Source organism: Streptomyces sp. NPDC048514 (assembly GCF_043199955.1).
Taxonomy (GTDB): Bacteria; Actinomycetota; Actinomycetes; order Streptomycetales; family Streptomycetaceae; genus Streptomyces.
Genome location: NZ_JBICWT010000013.1, coordinates 132,963 through 147,701, shown reverse-complemented (window position 1 = coordinate 147,701; position 14,739 = coordinate 132,963). Strand labels below are relative to the sequence as shown.

The window sequence follows — 14,739 nt, the reverse complement described above, 5'->3', positions numbered from 1 at the left end:
CTCACGCTCCGGTCGCGACGAGGACGACGGCGACCGCCAGGACGACGGTGCCGGCGAGCAGCGCGCTCACATAGGTCTGCACATTGCCGGTCTGCGCCCGCCGTACGGCGGCCCCGAGCAGCCGGGGCAGGGCGGCGGCGCCGTTCACGTAGGTGTCGACGACCTCGCGGTCGAGGAACCGGACGAGGCTCGCTCCGGCCTGGACCGGGCGGACGAACAGCGCCGTGTACACCGCGTCCAGGTGGAAGCCGGCGGCCGCGTGCCGGTGCAGCCGGCCGAGCAGCAGGCGCCCGGGGTCCGCCGGGTCGGGGGCGTAGGCGATGTCGCCGTAGGCCGGCTCGTGGGTGGCGATGGCCTCGGCCTCCACCAGGCCCGCGTCGCCCTCGGGGTGGGCGGCGACCGCGCCGATCGGGGCGCGGGCGGCGAGTGCGGAGGTGCGTTGCCAGGCGCCGTAGGTGAGCAGTCCGCCGACCAGGGCGAGACCCGTGCCGAGGATCGAGGTGAGGAGCGTCGGGGTCAGGTCGCGGCCGTCGAACCAGCCGGGCAGCGAGCGGTAGGCGAGCCCGCCGAAGGCCAGGGAGGGGATCGCCAGCACCCGCAGCACCACGGTCATCGTCAGTGGCTGACGGCCGTGGTCGGGGGCCTCGGTGCCCCGGCCGCGGAAGGCCAGCAGCCACAGCCGGGTGGCGTAGGCGGCGGTGAGCAGGGCGGCGGCCAGGCCGGCGACGAGGACGATCCAGCCGGCCGCACCGGGCACGTGCGCGGTGCGGCCGTCGGTGACGTGTTCGGCGGCGCCGAGGACGGACTCCTTGGAGAAGAAGCCGCTGAACGGCGGGATCGCGGCGAGCGCGAGCAGCGCCACGGTCATCGTCCAGTAGGCGTCCGGGACGCGGTCGCGCAGGCCGTGCATGCGGGACATGGCGGCCAGCGAGTTGGTTCCGGCGGCGTGGATGATCACGCCGGCCGCGAGGAAGAGCAGCGCCTTGAAGGCGCCGTGGGACAGCAGGTGGAAGACGGCGGCGCCGCGGTCGCCGACGGCGAGGGCGCCGGTCATGTAGCCGAGCTGGCCGATCGTCGAGTAGGCGAGGACGCGCTTGATGTCGTCCTGGGCGAGGGCGGCCAGACCCGAGCCGGTCATGGTGACGGCGGCCATGACGGCGAGGACCGTCATGGCGGCCGAGGACGCCTCGAAGACGGGAAGGAGACGAGCGACGAAGTAGACGCCGGCCGCGACCATGGTGGCCGCGTGGATCAGCGCCGAGACGGGCGTCGGGCCCGCCATCGCGTCCGGCAGCCAGGTGTGCAGCGGGAACTGGGCCGACTTGCCGGCCACGCCGGCGAGCAGCAGCAGGGCGATCACCGTCGGGTGGTCGAGGCCGCCGCTCGCGACGGTGCCGAGGACGCGGGTGATGCGGAACGATCCGGCGTCGGTGCCGAGGGCGAACAGGCCGATGAGGAACGGCACGTCGCCGAGCTTGGTGACCAGGAAGGCCTTCAGGGAGGCGGCGCGGGCCTCGGGGGTCTCCCAGTAGTGCCCGACCAGGAAGTAGGAGCAGATGCCCATGACTTCCCAGCCGACCAGCAGCACGATCAGGTCGCCCGAGTAGACGACCAGGAGCATCGCGGAGGTGAACAGGGAGACGAGCGCGGCGTAGGACGGGTAGCGCGGGTCGTCCCGCAGATAGCCCGTCGAGTAGATCTGGACGCAGGTCGCGACGAAGGCGACCAGGACGGCGACGAGCGCGGCGAAGCCGTCGATGTCCAGGGCCAGCTCGACGGGGACGGACCCGGTCGGCGTCAGCTCGGTGTGCGCCTCGACGGCCGGGCCGCCGCCCTGCCGTACGGCGACCAGCGCGGCCGCAGCGAGGGCGGCCAGGGGCGGCAGCACGGCGAGCGGGCGGACGAAGCCGGGGGCGGTGCGGCCCAGCAGCAGGCCGGCCACGGCGCCGAGGAACGGCAGGAGGGGGACGAGGACGGCGAGGTTGGTCGTGGTCACGCGGTGGCCTCAGCCTTCTCGGCCGCGGAGGTGCCGGGGCCCTCGCCGTCGGGGCCCTCTGCGGTGTCGCGGAGCTTGTCGATGTCGGAGGTGCCTCGGTTGCGGTGGACGGCGAGGACGATCGCCAGGCCGATGCCGATCTCGGCCGCGGCGATGGCGATGGTGAACAGGGTCAGCGCCTGGCCGGAGTGCAGGGTCTCCTCGGCGGCCCGGCTGAGCCAGACGTCGAAGGCGACCAGGTTGAGGTTGACGGCGTTGAGCATCAGCTCCACCGACATCAGGACCAGGATCGCGTTGCGGCGGGCGAGGACGCCGTACAGGCCGGTGCAGAAGAGGAGGGCGGAGAGGACGGCGGGATAGGCGAGGTGCATCAGCGGGCGCCTTCCTCTTCGCCGGAGCCGGTCGCCGGGTCGTCCGCCGCAGCGGGCGCCGGGCCGGCGGCGGAGACGGACGCCGGGCCGGCGGCGGAGACGGACGCCGGGCCGGCGGCCGGGGCGGGTGTGCCGGGGGCGGCCGCTTCCGTCTTCGCCTTGCGGGACAGGACGATGGCGCCGACCAGGGCCGCGAGGAGCAGGACGGAGAGGGCCTCGAAGGGCAGGACCCAGTGGCGGAAGAGGCTTTCGCCGGTGACGCGCGTGGTGCCCGCGGCTGGGCCGTCCAGGTCGATCCAGGTGGTGCGGAAGGCGTCGACGACCACCCAGACCAGGGCGACGGCTGCGACGGCCGCGACGGTCAGGGCGGCCCAGCGGTTGCCGGAGTCGGCGTCCGGGGAGGCGCCGATGGGGGCTCTGGTGAGCATCAGGCCGAACAGGAGGAGGACGACGACGGAACCGACGTAGATCAGGACCTGCACCCAGGCGATGAACTCGGCTGTGAGGAGCAGGTACTCCACGGCGAGGCCGCCGAGGGCGACCACGAGCCACAGGGCGGCGTGCACCAGTTGCCGCGTGGTGACCGTGATGAGTGCGGCGCCGAGGGTGACGAGACCGACGAGGAGGAAGGCGATCTCGACGCCGTTCGGGGACAGGAAGCCGTGCCGTTCGGTCACGGCCAGGAGTGCGCTCCCGATGCCGGTGCCGGTGCTGGAGGCGAGCGGGCCGGCGGTTGCGGCGTGGCTCATGACTCTCCCTCTCCTGGTTCCTGCGCTCGGCCGTGCGGGTCCCGCGCTTCGGCCTGCGGCCGCGGTGCTTCGGTCTGTGGTGTGTCTGCTTCGGCCTGTGCTGCGGCCAGTTTCTCGGCGGTCTTGCGGGCGGCGGCGATCTCCTTGGGCTCCTCCGCTCCGGGGTCCAGGGCGGGCGGGGCCGGGACCGTCCACATCCACTCGCGGAGCTTGTCCCGCTCGTGGGTGAGGTCACGGATGTCCGTCTCGGCGTACTCGAACTCCGGGGACCAGAAGAGGGCGTCGAAGGGGCATACCTCGATGCAGATACCGCAGTACATGCACAGGGAGAAGTCGATGGCGAAGCGGTCGAGGACGTTACGGCTGCGCTCGCGTCCGCCCGGCGCCGCCGGGGGCACCGTCTCCTTGTGCGAGTCGATGTAGATGCACCAGTCCGGGCACTCGCGGGCGCACAGCATGCAGACCGTGCAGTTCTCCTCGAACAGGCCGATCACGCCACGGGTGCGGGGCGGGAGGTCGGGCAGGGCGTCCGGGTACTGCTCGGTGACCGTCTTCCTCGTCATCGTGCGCAGGGTGACGGCCAGGCCCTTGGCGAGGCCGGAGCCGGGGATGGGGGCCATGGTTAGGAGATCACCACCTTGACGATGCCGGTGAGGGCGATCTGGGCGAGGGAGAGCGGGACGAGGAGGGTCCAGGAGAGCTTCTGGAGCTGGTCCTCGCGCAGCCGGGGATAGGTGACGCGGAGCCAGATGACGAGGAACGCGAGGATCGCGGCCTTCAGCAGGGTCCACAGCCAGCCGAGGCCGTCCGCGCCCCACGGGCCGTGCCAGCCGCCCAGGAAGAGGACGGTGGTCAGGCCGCACAGGACGACGATGCCCGCGTACTCGGCGAGCAGGAACAGGGCGAAGCGCAGACCCGTGTACTCGGTGTACGCGCCGAAGATGATCTCCGAGTCGGCGACGGGCATGTCGAACGGCGGGCGCTGCAGTTCGGCGAGTCCGGCGACGAAGAAGACGACCGCGCCGACGATCTGCCAGGGCACCCACCACCAGTGGAAGGAGTGCAGGATGCCGGGCAGGGAGACGGTGCCCGCCGCCATCGCGACCGAGGCCGCGGCGAGCAGCATGGGCAGTTCGTAGGCGAGCAGCTGGGCGGCTGTGCGCAGGCCGCCGAGCAGGGAGAACTTGTTCGCGCTGGCCCAGCCGGCCATCAGCGAACCGAGGACGCCGACGCCCATCACCGCGAGTACGAAGAACACGCCGGCGTCCAGGACCTGGCCGACGGCGCCCTCGCTCGGGCCGATCGGGATGGCGAGCAGGACGAGGAGGTACGGCAGCAGGGCGACCGCGGGGGCGAGCTGGAAGACGCGGCGGTCGGCACCCGCCGGGACCACGTCCTCCTTCTGGGCGAACTTCACGCCGTCCGCGATGAGCTGGGCCCAGCCGTGGAAGCCGCCCGCGTACATCGGGCCGAGGCGGCCCTGCATATGGGCCATCACCTTGTGCTCGGTCTGGCCCACGATCAGCGGGAACGTGAGGAAGACGACGAACACGACGAGGAGTCGCAGGGCGACGTCCGACACGTCGTTCACTGCGGGCCTCCTGTGGAGTGGTCGGGGTGGTCCGGGCGATCGGGCTGGTCCGGGCGGGTGTGGTCCGGACGGTCGGTGCGGTCGGAGTGGCCTGGCCGGGCGGGGCCGTCGCCGGGCGCTTCCTGCTCGGCGGACTCCACCGGGGCTTGTGGTTCTCGGGGCTCTTGAGGTTCCTGGGGTACTTCGGGTGTGCCGGGCTCTCGGGGATGCTCGGCGGTTTCGGGCTCGGGGGTCTGCGCGGATTCCTCCGGGCGGGACGGAGGCGTCGGCTCCGGTCCGTCGAAGGCCGGGCGCGCGTGATGCCAGGGCGCGTCCGAACTGCGCGGGGCCGTGCTCCGCCGGGCAGACCGAACGGCCCTGCCCGATTCCGCCGAAGCCGATTCCGCCGACTCCGGTTCAGGCGAACCCGGTTCAGTCGACCCCGGTTCAGTCGACCCCGGTTCAGTCGGGGCGGTTTCCGCCGACTCGGCGTCAGTCGGCGCGGCTTCGGCCGGTGCGGCGTCAGTCGTTGCGGGTTCGGTCGTTGCGGGTTCGGCCGGTTTCCGGGCTCGTTGCGAGGCCGATCCCTGAGAGGCGGTGCGCGCGCGGCGCGGTCGCCCTGGGGCCGGTGCCGGTGCTGGTGCAGCGGCGGGAGCGGCCGGCTGAGCCGGGCCGGGCTCGTGTGCCACCGAGGCTTCGGCGGCCGGACCCTCCGAAGGCACGTCCACGGCACCCGCAGCACCCGTGGCACCCACAGCACCCGCACCACCTGTAGCACCGGCGGCACCCGCGGCAGACTCCTCCGGTCGCGTCCCCGTGGCGTCCTCCGTGGCGGCGGCTGCGGCCGCTGCCGCGGCGGTGGTTGCCGCGGTCCGGCCGGTGGAGCCCTCTGCCGCAGTGCGGGTGCGTCGGGGCGGGCGTTCGCCGGGGGTGCGGGTGGGACGCTCTGCCGCCGGGCGTCCGGCCGCGCGGGCCGGGCGGGTGGGGGCGGCCGGCAGCTGACCCTTGAGCGGGCCCCACTCGTTCGGGTCGGGGACGCCCGGGGGCAGCATCTGGCGGCGCTTGGGGCCACCGTGCCCCGCACCCGCCGCGGACTCCCCCGGCTCCTTGGCGCCGGGCCACGCCTTGGCGACACGGGCGGCGAGCACGAAGTCCTTGCGGAGCGGGTGGCCCTCGAAGTTCTCGGGGAGCAGCAGGTGCTCGAGTCCGGGGTGATCGGCGAAGACCACCCCGAACATCTCGTGGGTCTCACGCTCGTGCCAGGCGGCGCCCGCGTAGACGCCGACGGCGGACGGCAGCGTCGGTGCCTCGTGCGGGACGGTCGTGCGGACGAGGAGCCTGCGGACCGGGTTCAGCGCGACGAGATGGGCGGACACGCGGAAGCCGGTGCCGGGTTCGTCGACCGCGCTCAGCCAGTCGAAATAGGTGCAGGACAGGGTCGTACGGGCCGTCTCCAGGGCGGTGAGCCAGGCGGACGGCGGTACGTCCACGGTCAGGACGTCGTACGACTCCTCGGCCGTGGCGTCCGTGCCGAAGAGGTCCTCTGCGGGGGCGGGCAGCCAGCCGGCCGTGCTCATCGGGCATCCCCTTCGCCGGCCGGGGCCGGAGGCTCCACCAGGCCGCTCTGCAGGGCGGCCGCGGACGGCCGGGCGGAACCGGCGCCGTACCGCTCCCCCAGGGATTCGCGGGCGATCTTCTCCTGGAGCTTGAGGATGCCCTGGAGCAGCGCCTCGGGGCGCGGCGGGCAGCCGGGGACGTACACGTCCACCGGGATGATCTGGTCGACGCCCTTGGTGACGGAGTAGGAGTCCCAGTACGGGCCGCCGCAGTTCGAGCAGGCTCCGAAGGAGATGACGTACTTGGGCTCGGGCATCTGCTCGTACAGGCGCTTGACGGCCGGGGCCATCTTGTCCGTGACCGTGCCGGAGACCACCATCAGGTCGGCCTGGCGGGGCCCCGGCGCGAAGGGGATGACGCCGAGCCGGATGAAGTCGTGGCGAGCCATCGACGCGGCGATGAACTCGATCGCGCAGCAGGCGAGGCCGAAGTTGAAGACCCAGAGCGAGTAGCGGCGGCCCCAGTTCAGGACCACCTTCATCGGCTCGGGCGCCAGGCGCGCGAGCGCGCCAAGCCGCTGGGGCTCGGGCAGCAGGACAGGCTCGGAGACCGAGGGGTTCACGTCCATGCCAGGACGCCCTTCTTGTATGCGTACAGCAGGCCCACGGCGAGGAAGCCGAGGAAGATGAACATCTCCACGAGGGTCGTCGCGCCGTAGCCGGGGGCGGCGAAGACCGTCGCCCAGGGGAACAGGAAGATGGAGTCCACCGCGAAGATCACGTAGAGGAAGGCGTAGACGTAGTAGCGGACCTGGGTGTGGGCCCAGCCCTCACCGACGGGGTCGACGCCGCACTCGTAGGTCAGCAGTTTCTCCGGAGTCGGCACCACCGGGCGCAGCAGGCGGCCCGCGCCGAACGCGACCGCGACGAACAGCACGCCGACGAGGGCGAGCAGTCCGACAACCGAATAGGACCGGAAATAGCCGGCCGCGATGACGTCCGCCGCGGCGGCCGGCGAGCCCCCCAACGTCTCCCGCACCGTCCGTCCCTCGCTCTCTGACCTCGTGACTTCGGTGAACTGTGTGATGCAACGTGCTTCAAGGATGTACGCACCGGAGTCTAGGCCCTGATAAAGAAGAGGTAAGCAGCCCGTCACGCCCTGAGACGCGGGGCGGGGCCGGGGTGAGGGCCGGGGAGGAATCGAAGGTGGGGCCGGGGTGGGGATTTCCCCCGTCGGCGCAGGGCGGCGTACCGCATGGCGCGGAAGGTACCGGGCACGGCAGGCTGACCGGTATGACCGCTCCCAGCTTCGCCGCCGACCGGCCCGGCGGTACCGACCGGCCCGACGACACCCACCGGGCCGACGACGCCCACCGGGCCGACGGTGCCCAACGGACCGGTGCCGGCCGGACCGGTGCCGGCCGTCTGCCCCGGCCGCGGCCGGCCTACGAGGCGCACACCTGGAAGGAGATCGCGCATCTCCTGCTGAATCTGCCCGTGGCGGTGTTCGGCTTCGTCTACGCCGTCACGGTGCTGGCCACCGGAGGAGCCCTCACCGTCACGGTGATCGGCCTGCCGCTGCTCGCGCTCGGCCTGCTGGGCGCCCGCCAGCTGGGCAAGCTGGAGCGGATCCGGGCGCGGAAACTGCTCGGGGTGCGGGTGGAGGAGCCGACGCCGCTGCCGCTCGCCAGGGGCGGGGGCCTGGCGCAGCGGCTGCGGATGGCGCTGAAGGACCCGGTGGGCTGGCGGACGCTGCTGTACGACGCCATCCGGCTGCCCTGGGGCATCCTCACCTTCTGCATCGTGCTGATCTCGCTGTTCGTGCTGTGGCCGGTGCTGCCGTACCTCGCGCGTGGACTCGCGAACGTCGACCGGGCGATGGTGCGGGGACTGCTGTCGCCCTCCGACGAGCTGGAACGCCGGATCGCCGAGCTGGAGTCCGACCGCGGGGTCGTGGTCGACACGGCCGCGGCGGATCTGCGCCGGATCGAGCGCGACCTGCACGACGGGGCGCAGGCCCGGCTGGTCAACCTGGCGATGGGCCTCGGTCTGGCCAAGGAGAAGCTGCTGGAGGACCCGGACACCGCGGCGGCGATGGTGGACGAGGCGCACGGTGAGGTGAAACTGGCCCTGCAGGAACTGCGTGACCTGGCCCGCGGCATCCATCCGGCGGTGCTCACGGACCGGGGCCTGGACGCGGCCCTCTCTTCGGTCGCCTCGCGCTGCACGGTGCCGGTGACGGTGAGCGTGGACCTGCCGGACCGGCCGGCGGAGGCCATCGAGGGCATCGCGTACTTCACCGTCTCCGAGCTGCTGCAGAACATCAGCAAGCACAGCCGGGCCCGGACGGCTTCCATCGACGTGTGGCGTTCGGACACCCGGCTGCTCATCCAGGTCCGGGACGACGGCCAGGGCGGGGCCCGGCTCGACGGAGGTACCGGCATGCGCGGTCTGGCGGACCGGCTGGGCGCGGTGGACGGCCTGTTCGTGCTCGACTCACCGGCCGGCGGCCCGACGGTGGTCACCGCTGAACTGCCGTGGCGGGACCGGAAGGCGTAGGCCCGCCCGGGCAGGCGCGTGTCTCCGTCCCCCGGCACCCGGACGGGGGGTGGCCGTCCTCCGCCGCTCCCGGGGTGGGGAAAACCCCCCGCCCAAGACGCCGACGGCCTTCATGGCTCTGCGGCGCGCGGCGCACGACCCTGGAGATACGGCTGAGCGGCCACCCGGACGTGAAGACACGAGGGGTCGCGAAGACACGCGGTCGCGCAGTCGAGAAGACACGAAGACGAGAAGACACGAAGACGAGACGGACGGGACGGCATTCGATGGCCACGCACTACGCACACGAGTACGGGCACGGGCACGGGCAGCCCGCCGGAACCGGTCACCGGCTGCCCGCCGCGCTGCGGGCGCCGTTCGAGGCGCGCGCGTGGCGTGAGCTCGGCCATGTCCTGCTGAGCCTGCCGATCTCCATCGTGCTGTTCACCTGGACGGTGACGATGGTCTCGCTCGGCGCGGGCCTGCTCGTGACGTTCCTCGGCGTCCCGGTGCTGGCGGCGGCGCTCGTCGGCTGCCGTGGCTTCGGCGCGCTGGAGCGGGCACGCGCGCGTGGGCTGCTCCACCTGGACGTGGCCGACCCGGAGCCGCTGCGGGTGCCCAAGCCGGGCGCGCTGGCCTGGATGGGCGCGGTCCTCAAGAGCGGCGTCTCCTGGCGGCACCTGCTGTACGCGCTGGTGCAGTTCCCGTGGGCGGTGTTCTCGTTCTCCGTGGCCGTGACCTTCTGGACCGTCGGCTGGGCGCTGCTGACGTATCCGCTGTGGTTCTGGGTGTTCCCGGCGTACGCCGGAAGCGGGGGTCTGCAGCTGTACGGCGACGCGCACCACAGCGTCTATCTCGACAACCCGTTCGAGATCACCGTGACCGCGCTCGTCGGTCTGGTCTTCACTCTGGCCACACCCTGGCTCGTACGGGCCCTGACGACCGTGGACGGGCTGCTCGTGCGGGGGCTGCTGGGGCCGTCGCCGCTGTCGGCGCGGGTGGAGGAGCTGGAGTCGGACCGTGGGGTCGTGGTCGACACGGCCGCGGCCGACCTGCGGCGTATCGAGCGGGATCTGCACGACGGGGCGCAGGCCCGGCTGGTCGGTCTGGCCATGGATCTGGGGCTGGCGAAGGAGAAGCTCCAGGAGGACCCCAGGGCCGCGGCCCGGATGGTGGAGGAGGCGCACGGCGAGGTGAAGACGGCGCTGCAGGAGCTGCGCGACCTGGCCCGCGGCATCCATCCGGCCGTGCTCACGGACCGGGGCCTGGACGCGGCCCTGTCCTCCGTCGCCTCCCGCTGCACGGTGCCGGTGCGGGTCGAGGTCGACCTGCCCGCCCGGCCCGCCCCGGCCATCGAGGGCATCGCCTACTTCACCGTCTCCGAGCTGCTGCAGAACATCAGCAAGCACAGCGGGGCCCGTTCCGCCTCCGTCGACGTGTGGCGCTCGGAGGACCGGCTGATGCTGCAGGTGAGCGACGACGGCGTGGGCGGCGCGGACGTCTCACGCGGGTCGGGCCTGGCCGGCCTCGCCGGACGTCTGGACGCGGTGGACGGCATCCTCATGGTGGATTCCCCGGCCGGCGGCCCGACCCGCGTGATCGCGGAACTTCCCTGGCGGACACGGCTGTGAGGCCCGGCGGGGCCGTGTGAGACAGGCGTCCGTCCATACCCACCGGCACCCCGCGGGATCCCGAACCGGGCCCGTCTCCCCGGCATGACGACCACCTCGCCGGCACCGCCCGGCATCACCGAGTGCGGCGGCTCGGCCCGAATGCTGGAATGCTGGACTTCCGTACGGACGCGCGTCACTTCCGTATGACGCGCTCAGGGACGGACGTCGTCGGACGTCGTCGCGGTGACGGGGTGTGGGTGTGGGGGGCCGAGAGATCGTGGAGGACAGGGTGCGGGTGGTCATCGCCGAGGATTCAGTGCTGCTCAGGGAGGGCCTGACCCGGCTGCTGACCGACCGGGGGCACGACGTGGTGGCCGGTGTCGGGGACGCGGAGGCGCTGGTGAAGACCATCGCCGAGCTGCATGCGCAGGGCGCCCTGCCCGACGTGGTGGTGGCGGACGTGCGGATGCCGCCGACGCACACCGACGAGGGGGTGCGGGCGGCCGTGACGCTGCGCAAGGCCCACCCGGGGCTCGGGGTGCTGGTGCTGTCGCAGTACGTGGAGGAGCGTTACGCCACCGAGCTGCTGGCCGGATCCAGCCGGGGTGTGGGGTATCTGCTCAAGGACCGGGTCGCGGACGTGCGGGAGTTCGTCGACGCGGTGGTGCGGGTGGCCGAGGGCGGTACGGCGCTGGACCCGGAGGTGGTCGCGCAGCTGCTCGGGCGCAGTCGTAAGCAGGACGTGCTGGTGGGGCTCACCCCGCGCGAGCGCGAGGTGCTCGGGCTGATGGCCGAGGGGCGGACGAACTCGGCGATCGCCCGGCAGCTGGTGGTCAGCGCCGGGGCGGTGGAGAAGCACGTCAGCAACATCTTCCTTAAGCTCGGTCTGGCCCCGAGCGACGGTGACCACCGGCGGGTCCTGGCCGTGCTGACGTATCTGAACTCGTGACGCGTTCGCCCGGACCGGCGAGTGACCTGGTGAGTGCCCCGGTGTGACCCGATGACCGACCTGGTGGGATCCGGAGCGCGGAAGCCGGGAGCACGGAGGCCGGGAGCACGGAGGCCCGGGCGGGGCGGGCCCCAGGCGGCGGGAGCCGGGCGGCGGCACCCAGGCGGCAGGGGCCGGGGCGGGAGCCGGGCGGCGGAAGGAGGAACCGGGGGAGGCGCGCGGAGCGCTTTGAGGAGCGCTTGAGAGATGCGGGACATCATGGGGGCCAGCGCGACAGGCCGTCTCGAAATGTCATCCGGTTCTCGGATGACCTCGGGAGGGCGACCCTTACCGACGTAGGGTTGATCCTGGGATGGTCCGTGGGACAGACCACGCCCCGGACAGCCGCCTCGAAGGAGGTCCAGTTCAGTGACCAGCCAGGTCAGCAGCCCAACGGAGCACGCGGACGAAGCCGTCGTAGGAGAACAGCGCAATCCGGGCGGAGCGAAGGACGTGCGGCGCCTGGACCGGGTGATCATCCGGTTCGCGGGGGACTCGGGTGACGGCATGCAGCTCACCGGGGACCGGTTCACCTCGGAGACCGCGTCCTTCGGCAACGACCTCTCCACCCTGCCGAACTTCCCCGCCGAGATCCGCGCCCCGGCAGGCACCCTGCCCGGTGTCTCCTCGTTCCAGCTCCACTTCGCCGACCACGACATCCTCACCCCGGGCGACGCGCCGAACGTGCTGGTCGCGATGAACCCGGCCGCCCTGAAGGCGAACATCGGCGACCTGCCGCGCGGTGCGGAGATCATCGTCAACACCGACGAGTTCACCAAGCGCGCCCTGCAGAAGGTGGGCTACGACAGCTCTCCGCTGGAGGACGGCTCGCTCGACGGCTACAGCCTGCACCCGGTGCCGCTGACCACCCTCACGGTGGAGGCGCTGAAGGAGTTCGAGCTCTCCCGCAAGGAGGCCGAGCGCAGCAAGAACATGTTCGCTCTGGGCCTGCTGAGCTGGATGTACCACCGGCCCACCGAGGGCACCGAGAAGTTCCTGAAGTCGAAGTTCGCGAAGAAGCCGCAGATCGCGGAGGCCAACATCGCCGCGTTCCGGGCCGGCTGGAACTTCGGTGAGACGACGGAGGACTTCGCGGTCTCCTACGAGGTCGCCCCGGCCGCCAAGGCCTTCCCGGTCGGCACCTACCGGAACATCTCCGGCAACCTCGCCCTGGCGTACGGCCTGATCGCCTCCTCGCAGCAGGCCGATCTGCCGCTGTTCCTGGGCTCGTACCCGATCACGCCGGCCTCGGACATCCTGCACGAGCTGAGCAGGCACAAGAACTTCGGCGTGCGGACCTTCCAGGCGGAGGACGAGATCGCCGGCATCGGCGCGGCGCTGGGCGCGGCGTTCGGCGGCTCGCTGGCGGTCACGACCACGTCCGGGCCGGGTGTGGCCCTGAAGAGCGAGACGATCGGGCTCGCGGTCTCGCTGGAGCTGCCACTGCTCGTGATCGACATCCAGCGCGGCGGCCCGTCCACCGGTCTGCCGACCAAGACGGAGCAGGCGGACCTGCTGCAGGCGATGTACGGCCGCAACGGCGAGGCCCCGGTGCCGGTGGTCGCGCCCAGGACGCCGGCGGACTGCTTCGACGCGGCGCTGGAGGCGGTCCGGATCGCGCTGACGTACCGGACCCCCGTCTTCCTGCTCTCCGACGGCTATCTGGCCAACGGCTCCGAGCCGTGGCGGATCCCGGATCTGGAGGAGCTGCCGGACCTGCGCGTGCGGTTCGCCTCCGGTCCGAACCACACCCTCGACGACGGCACCGAGGTCTTCTGGCCCTACAAGCGGGACCCGCGGACTCTCGCCCGGCCGTGGGCGATCCCGGGCACACCGGGCCTGGAGCACCGCATCGGCGGCATCGAGAAGCAGGACGGCACGGGCAACATCTCCTACGACCCGGCCAACCACGACTTCATGGTCCGCACCCGCCAGGCCAAGATCGACGGGATCGAGGTCCCGGACATCGAGGTGGACGACCCGCACGGCGCGAGGACGCTGGTGCTGGGCTGGGGCTCGACCTACGGCCCGATCACGGCGGCGGTGCGGCGGCTGCGCACGGCCGGCGACTCCATCGCGCAGGCCCACCTGCGCCATCTGAACCCCTTCCCGCGCAATCTCGCGGACGTGCTGAAGCAGTACGACAAGGTGATCGTCCCGGAGATGAACCTGGGACAGCTGGCCACCCTGATCCGGGCGAGGTACCTGGTCGACGCCCGTTCCTACAACCAGGTCAACGGCATGCCGTTCAAGGCGGAGCAGCTCGCCGCGGTGCTGAAGGAGGCCATCGATGACTGACGCCACCCACGGGCTGCTGCAGCTGGTCCCCAAGGCCGAGGCCAAGCAGTCGATGAAGGACTTCAAGTCGGACCAGGAGGTGCGCTGGTGCCCGGGATGCGGTGACTACGCGATCCTGGCCGCCGTGCAGGGCTTCATGCCCGAGCTGGGGCTGGCCAAGGAGAACATCGTCTTCGTCTCCGGGATCGGCTGCTCCTCCCGTTTCCCGTACTACATGAACACCTACGGGATGCACTCCATCCACGGCCGCGCCCCGGCGATCGCGACCGGCCTGGCCGCCTCCCGCCGGGATCTGAGCGTGTGGGTCGTCACCGGTGACGGCGACGCCCTGTCCATCGGCGGCAACCACCTGATCCACGCGCTGCGCCGCAATGTGAACCTGAAGATCCTGCTGTTCAACAACCGGATCTACGGCCTGACCAAGGGCCAGTACTCGCCTACCTCCGAGGTCGGCAAGGTCACCAAGTCGACGCCGATGGGTTCCCTGGACGCGCCGTTCAACCCGGTGTCGCTGGCGATCGGCGCGGAGGCGTCCTTCGTGGCGCGCACGATCGACTCCGACCGCAAGCATCTGACCGAGGTGCTGCGCGCCGCCGCCGATCACCCGGGCACGGCTCTGATCGAGATCTACCAGAACTGCAACATCTACAACGACGGCGCCTTCGACGCCCTGAAGGACAAGCAGCAGGCCGACGAGGCGCTGATCCGCCTCCAGCACGGGCAGCCCATCCGCTTCGGTGCCGACGGGACGCGCGGTGTCGTGCGTGACCGGCGGACCGGTGATCTGAGCGTGGTGACGGTGACCCCGGACAACGAGGCGGACATCGTCGTCCACGACGCGCACACCGCCTCCCCGACGACCGCGTTCGCCCTGTCCCGGCTGGCCGACCCGGACACCCTGCACCACACGCCGATCGGAGTCTTCCGCTCGGTGGAACGGCCGGTGTACGACTCGGCGATGGCCGACCAGCTCGACGCGGCGATCGAGCAGCGCGGCAAGGGCGACCTGTCCGCGCTGCTCGCCGGCGGTGACACCTGGACCGTCGTCGGCTGAGCCGGC

Annotated in this window: 13 protein-coding genes; 5 read left to right on the top strand and 8 right to left on the bottom strand. The window is 72.0% G+C overall.

The features are described from left to right. Position 1: 1 nt before the first annotated feature. Genes ACGFT2_RS27860 through ACGFT2_RS27825 form a run of 8 tightly spaced genes read right to left on the bottom strand, consistent with a single transcriptional unit; the run spans position 2 to position 7,281 of the window. The gene (locus ACGFT2_RS27860; protein ID WP_393283174.1) at positions 2 to 1,996 is read right to left on the bottom strand and encodes an NADH-quinone oxidoreductase subunit L; all 1,995 of its coding nucleotides are present in this window, start codon (positions 1,994 to 1,996) and stop codon (positions 2 to 4) included. Beyond that, positions 1,993 to 2,367, bottom strand: a complete 375-nt coding sequence (nuoK, locus tag ACGFT2_RS27855) for an NADH-quinone oxidoreductase subunit NuoK (RefSeq protein WP_393283171.1) — start codon at positions 2,365 to 2,367, stop codon at positions 1,993 to 1,995. The genes ACGFT2_RS27860 and nuoK overlap by 4 nt, the downstream gene beginning before the upstream one ends. Further along, on the bottom strand, positions 2,367 to 3,116 hold the full coding sequence (locus tag ACGFT2_RS27850) for an NADH-quinone oxidoreductase subunit J (RefSeq protein WP_393283169.1): 750 nt from the start codon (positions 3,114 to 3,116) through the stop codon (positions 2,367 to 2,369). The genes nuoK and ACGFT2_RS27850 overlap by 1 nt, the downstream gene beginning before the upstream one ends. Continuing rightward, the gene (locus tag ACGFT2_RS27845) at positions 3,113 to 3,736 is read right to left on the bottom strand and encodes a NuoI/complex I 23 kDa subunit family protein (protein WP_393283166.1); all 624 of its coding nucleotides are present in this window, start codon (positions 3,734 to 3,736) and stop codon (positions 3,113 to 3,115) included. The genes ACGFT2_RS27850 and ACGFT2_RS27845 overlap by 4 nt, the downstream gene beginning before the upstream one ends. Before the next feature lie 2 nt (positions 3,737 to 3,738). Continuing rightward, positions 3,739 to 4,707 carry an NADH-quinone oxidoreductase subunit H gene (locus ACGFT2_RS27840; RefSeq protein ID WP_393283163.1) on the bottom strand — a complete coding sequence of 323 codons (969 nt, stop codon included), beginning with the start codon at positions 4,705 to 4,707 and terminating at the stop codon, positions 3,739 to 3,741. Beyond that, positions 4,704 to 6,263, bottom strand: coding sequence for an NADH-quinone oxidoreductase subunit C (locus tag ACGFT2_RS27835; RefSeq protein WP_393283161.1), 1,560 nt, complete (start codon positions 6,261 to 6,263; stop codon positions 4,704 to 4,706). The genes ACGFT2_RS27840 and ACGFT2_RS27835 overlap by 4 nt, the downstream gene beginning before the upstream one ends. Continuing rightward, positions 6,260 to 6,871, bottom strand: coding sequence for an NADH-quinone oxidoreductase subunit B (locus ACGFT2_RS27830; protein ID WP_393283158.1), 612 nt, complete (start codon positions 6,869 to 6,871; stop codon positions 6,260 to 6,262). Before ACGFT2_RS27830 ends, ACGFT2_RS27835 begins: the two co-directional genes overlap by 4 nt. After that, complete coding sequence (locus tag ACGFT2_RS27825; RefSeq protein ID WP_393283156.1) at positions 6,862 to 7,281, bottom strand: NADH-quinone oxidoreductase subunit A; 420 nt, start codon at positions 7,279 to 7,281, stop codon at positions 6,862 to 6,864. The genes ACGFT2_RS27830 and ACGFT2_RS27825 overlap by 10 nt, the downstream gene beginning before the upstream one ends. 254 nt (positions 7,282 to 7,535) lie before the next feature. On the opposite strand from ACGFT2_RS27825, the gene ACGFT2_RS27820 reads away from it, so the two are divergent. The 5 genes from ACGFT2_RS27820 to ACGFT2_RS27800 all read left to right on the top strand — a co-directional run bounded on the left by ACGFT2_RS27820 (position 7,536) and on the right by ACGFT2_RS27800 (position 14,733). Further along, positions 7,536 to 8,801: a sensor histidine kinase gene (locus ACGFT2_RS27820; RefSeq protein ID WP_393283153.1), complete on the top strand. Its 1,266-nt coding sequence runs from the start codon at positions 7,536 to 7,538 to the stop codon at positions 8,799 to 8,801. 266 nt (positions 8,802 to 9,067) lie between these two features. Continuing rightward, complete coding sequence (locus ACGFT2_RS27815) at positions 9,068 to 10,411, top strand: sensor histidine kinase (RefSeq protein WP_393283151.1); 1,344 nt, start codon at positions 9,068 to 9,070, stop codon at positions 10,409 to 10,411. 271 nt (positions 10,412 to 10,682) lie between these two features. Continuing rightward, positions 10,683 to 11,342 (top strand): LuxR C-terminal-related transcriptional regulator, encoded by a 660-nt coding sequence (locus ACGFT2_RS27810; protein WP_393283486.1) that lies wholly within the window; start codon positions 10,683 to 10,685, stop codon positions 11,340 to 11,342. A 408-nt stretch (positions 11,343 to 11,750) separates the two neighbouring features. Next, positions 11,751 to 13,679, top strand: a complete 1,929-nt coding sequence (locus tag ACGFT2_RS27805) for a 2-oxoacid:acceptor oxidoreductase subunit alpha (RefSeq protein ID WP_393283148.1) — start codon at positions 11,751 to 11,753, stop codon at positions 13,677 to 13,679. Further along, positions 13,672 to 14,733 carry a 2-oxoacid:ferredoxin oxidoreductase subunit beta gene (locus ACGFT2_RS27800; RefSeq protein ID WP_393283145.1) on the top strand — a complete coding sequence of 354 codons (1,062 nt, stop codon included), beginning with the start codon at positions 13,672 to 13,674 and terminating at the stop codon, positions 14,731 to 14,733. Before ACGFT2_RS27805 ends, ACGFT2_RS27800 begins: the two co-directional genes overlap by 8 nt. Positions 14,734 to 14,739 lie beyond the last annotated feature (6 nt).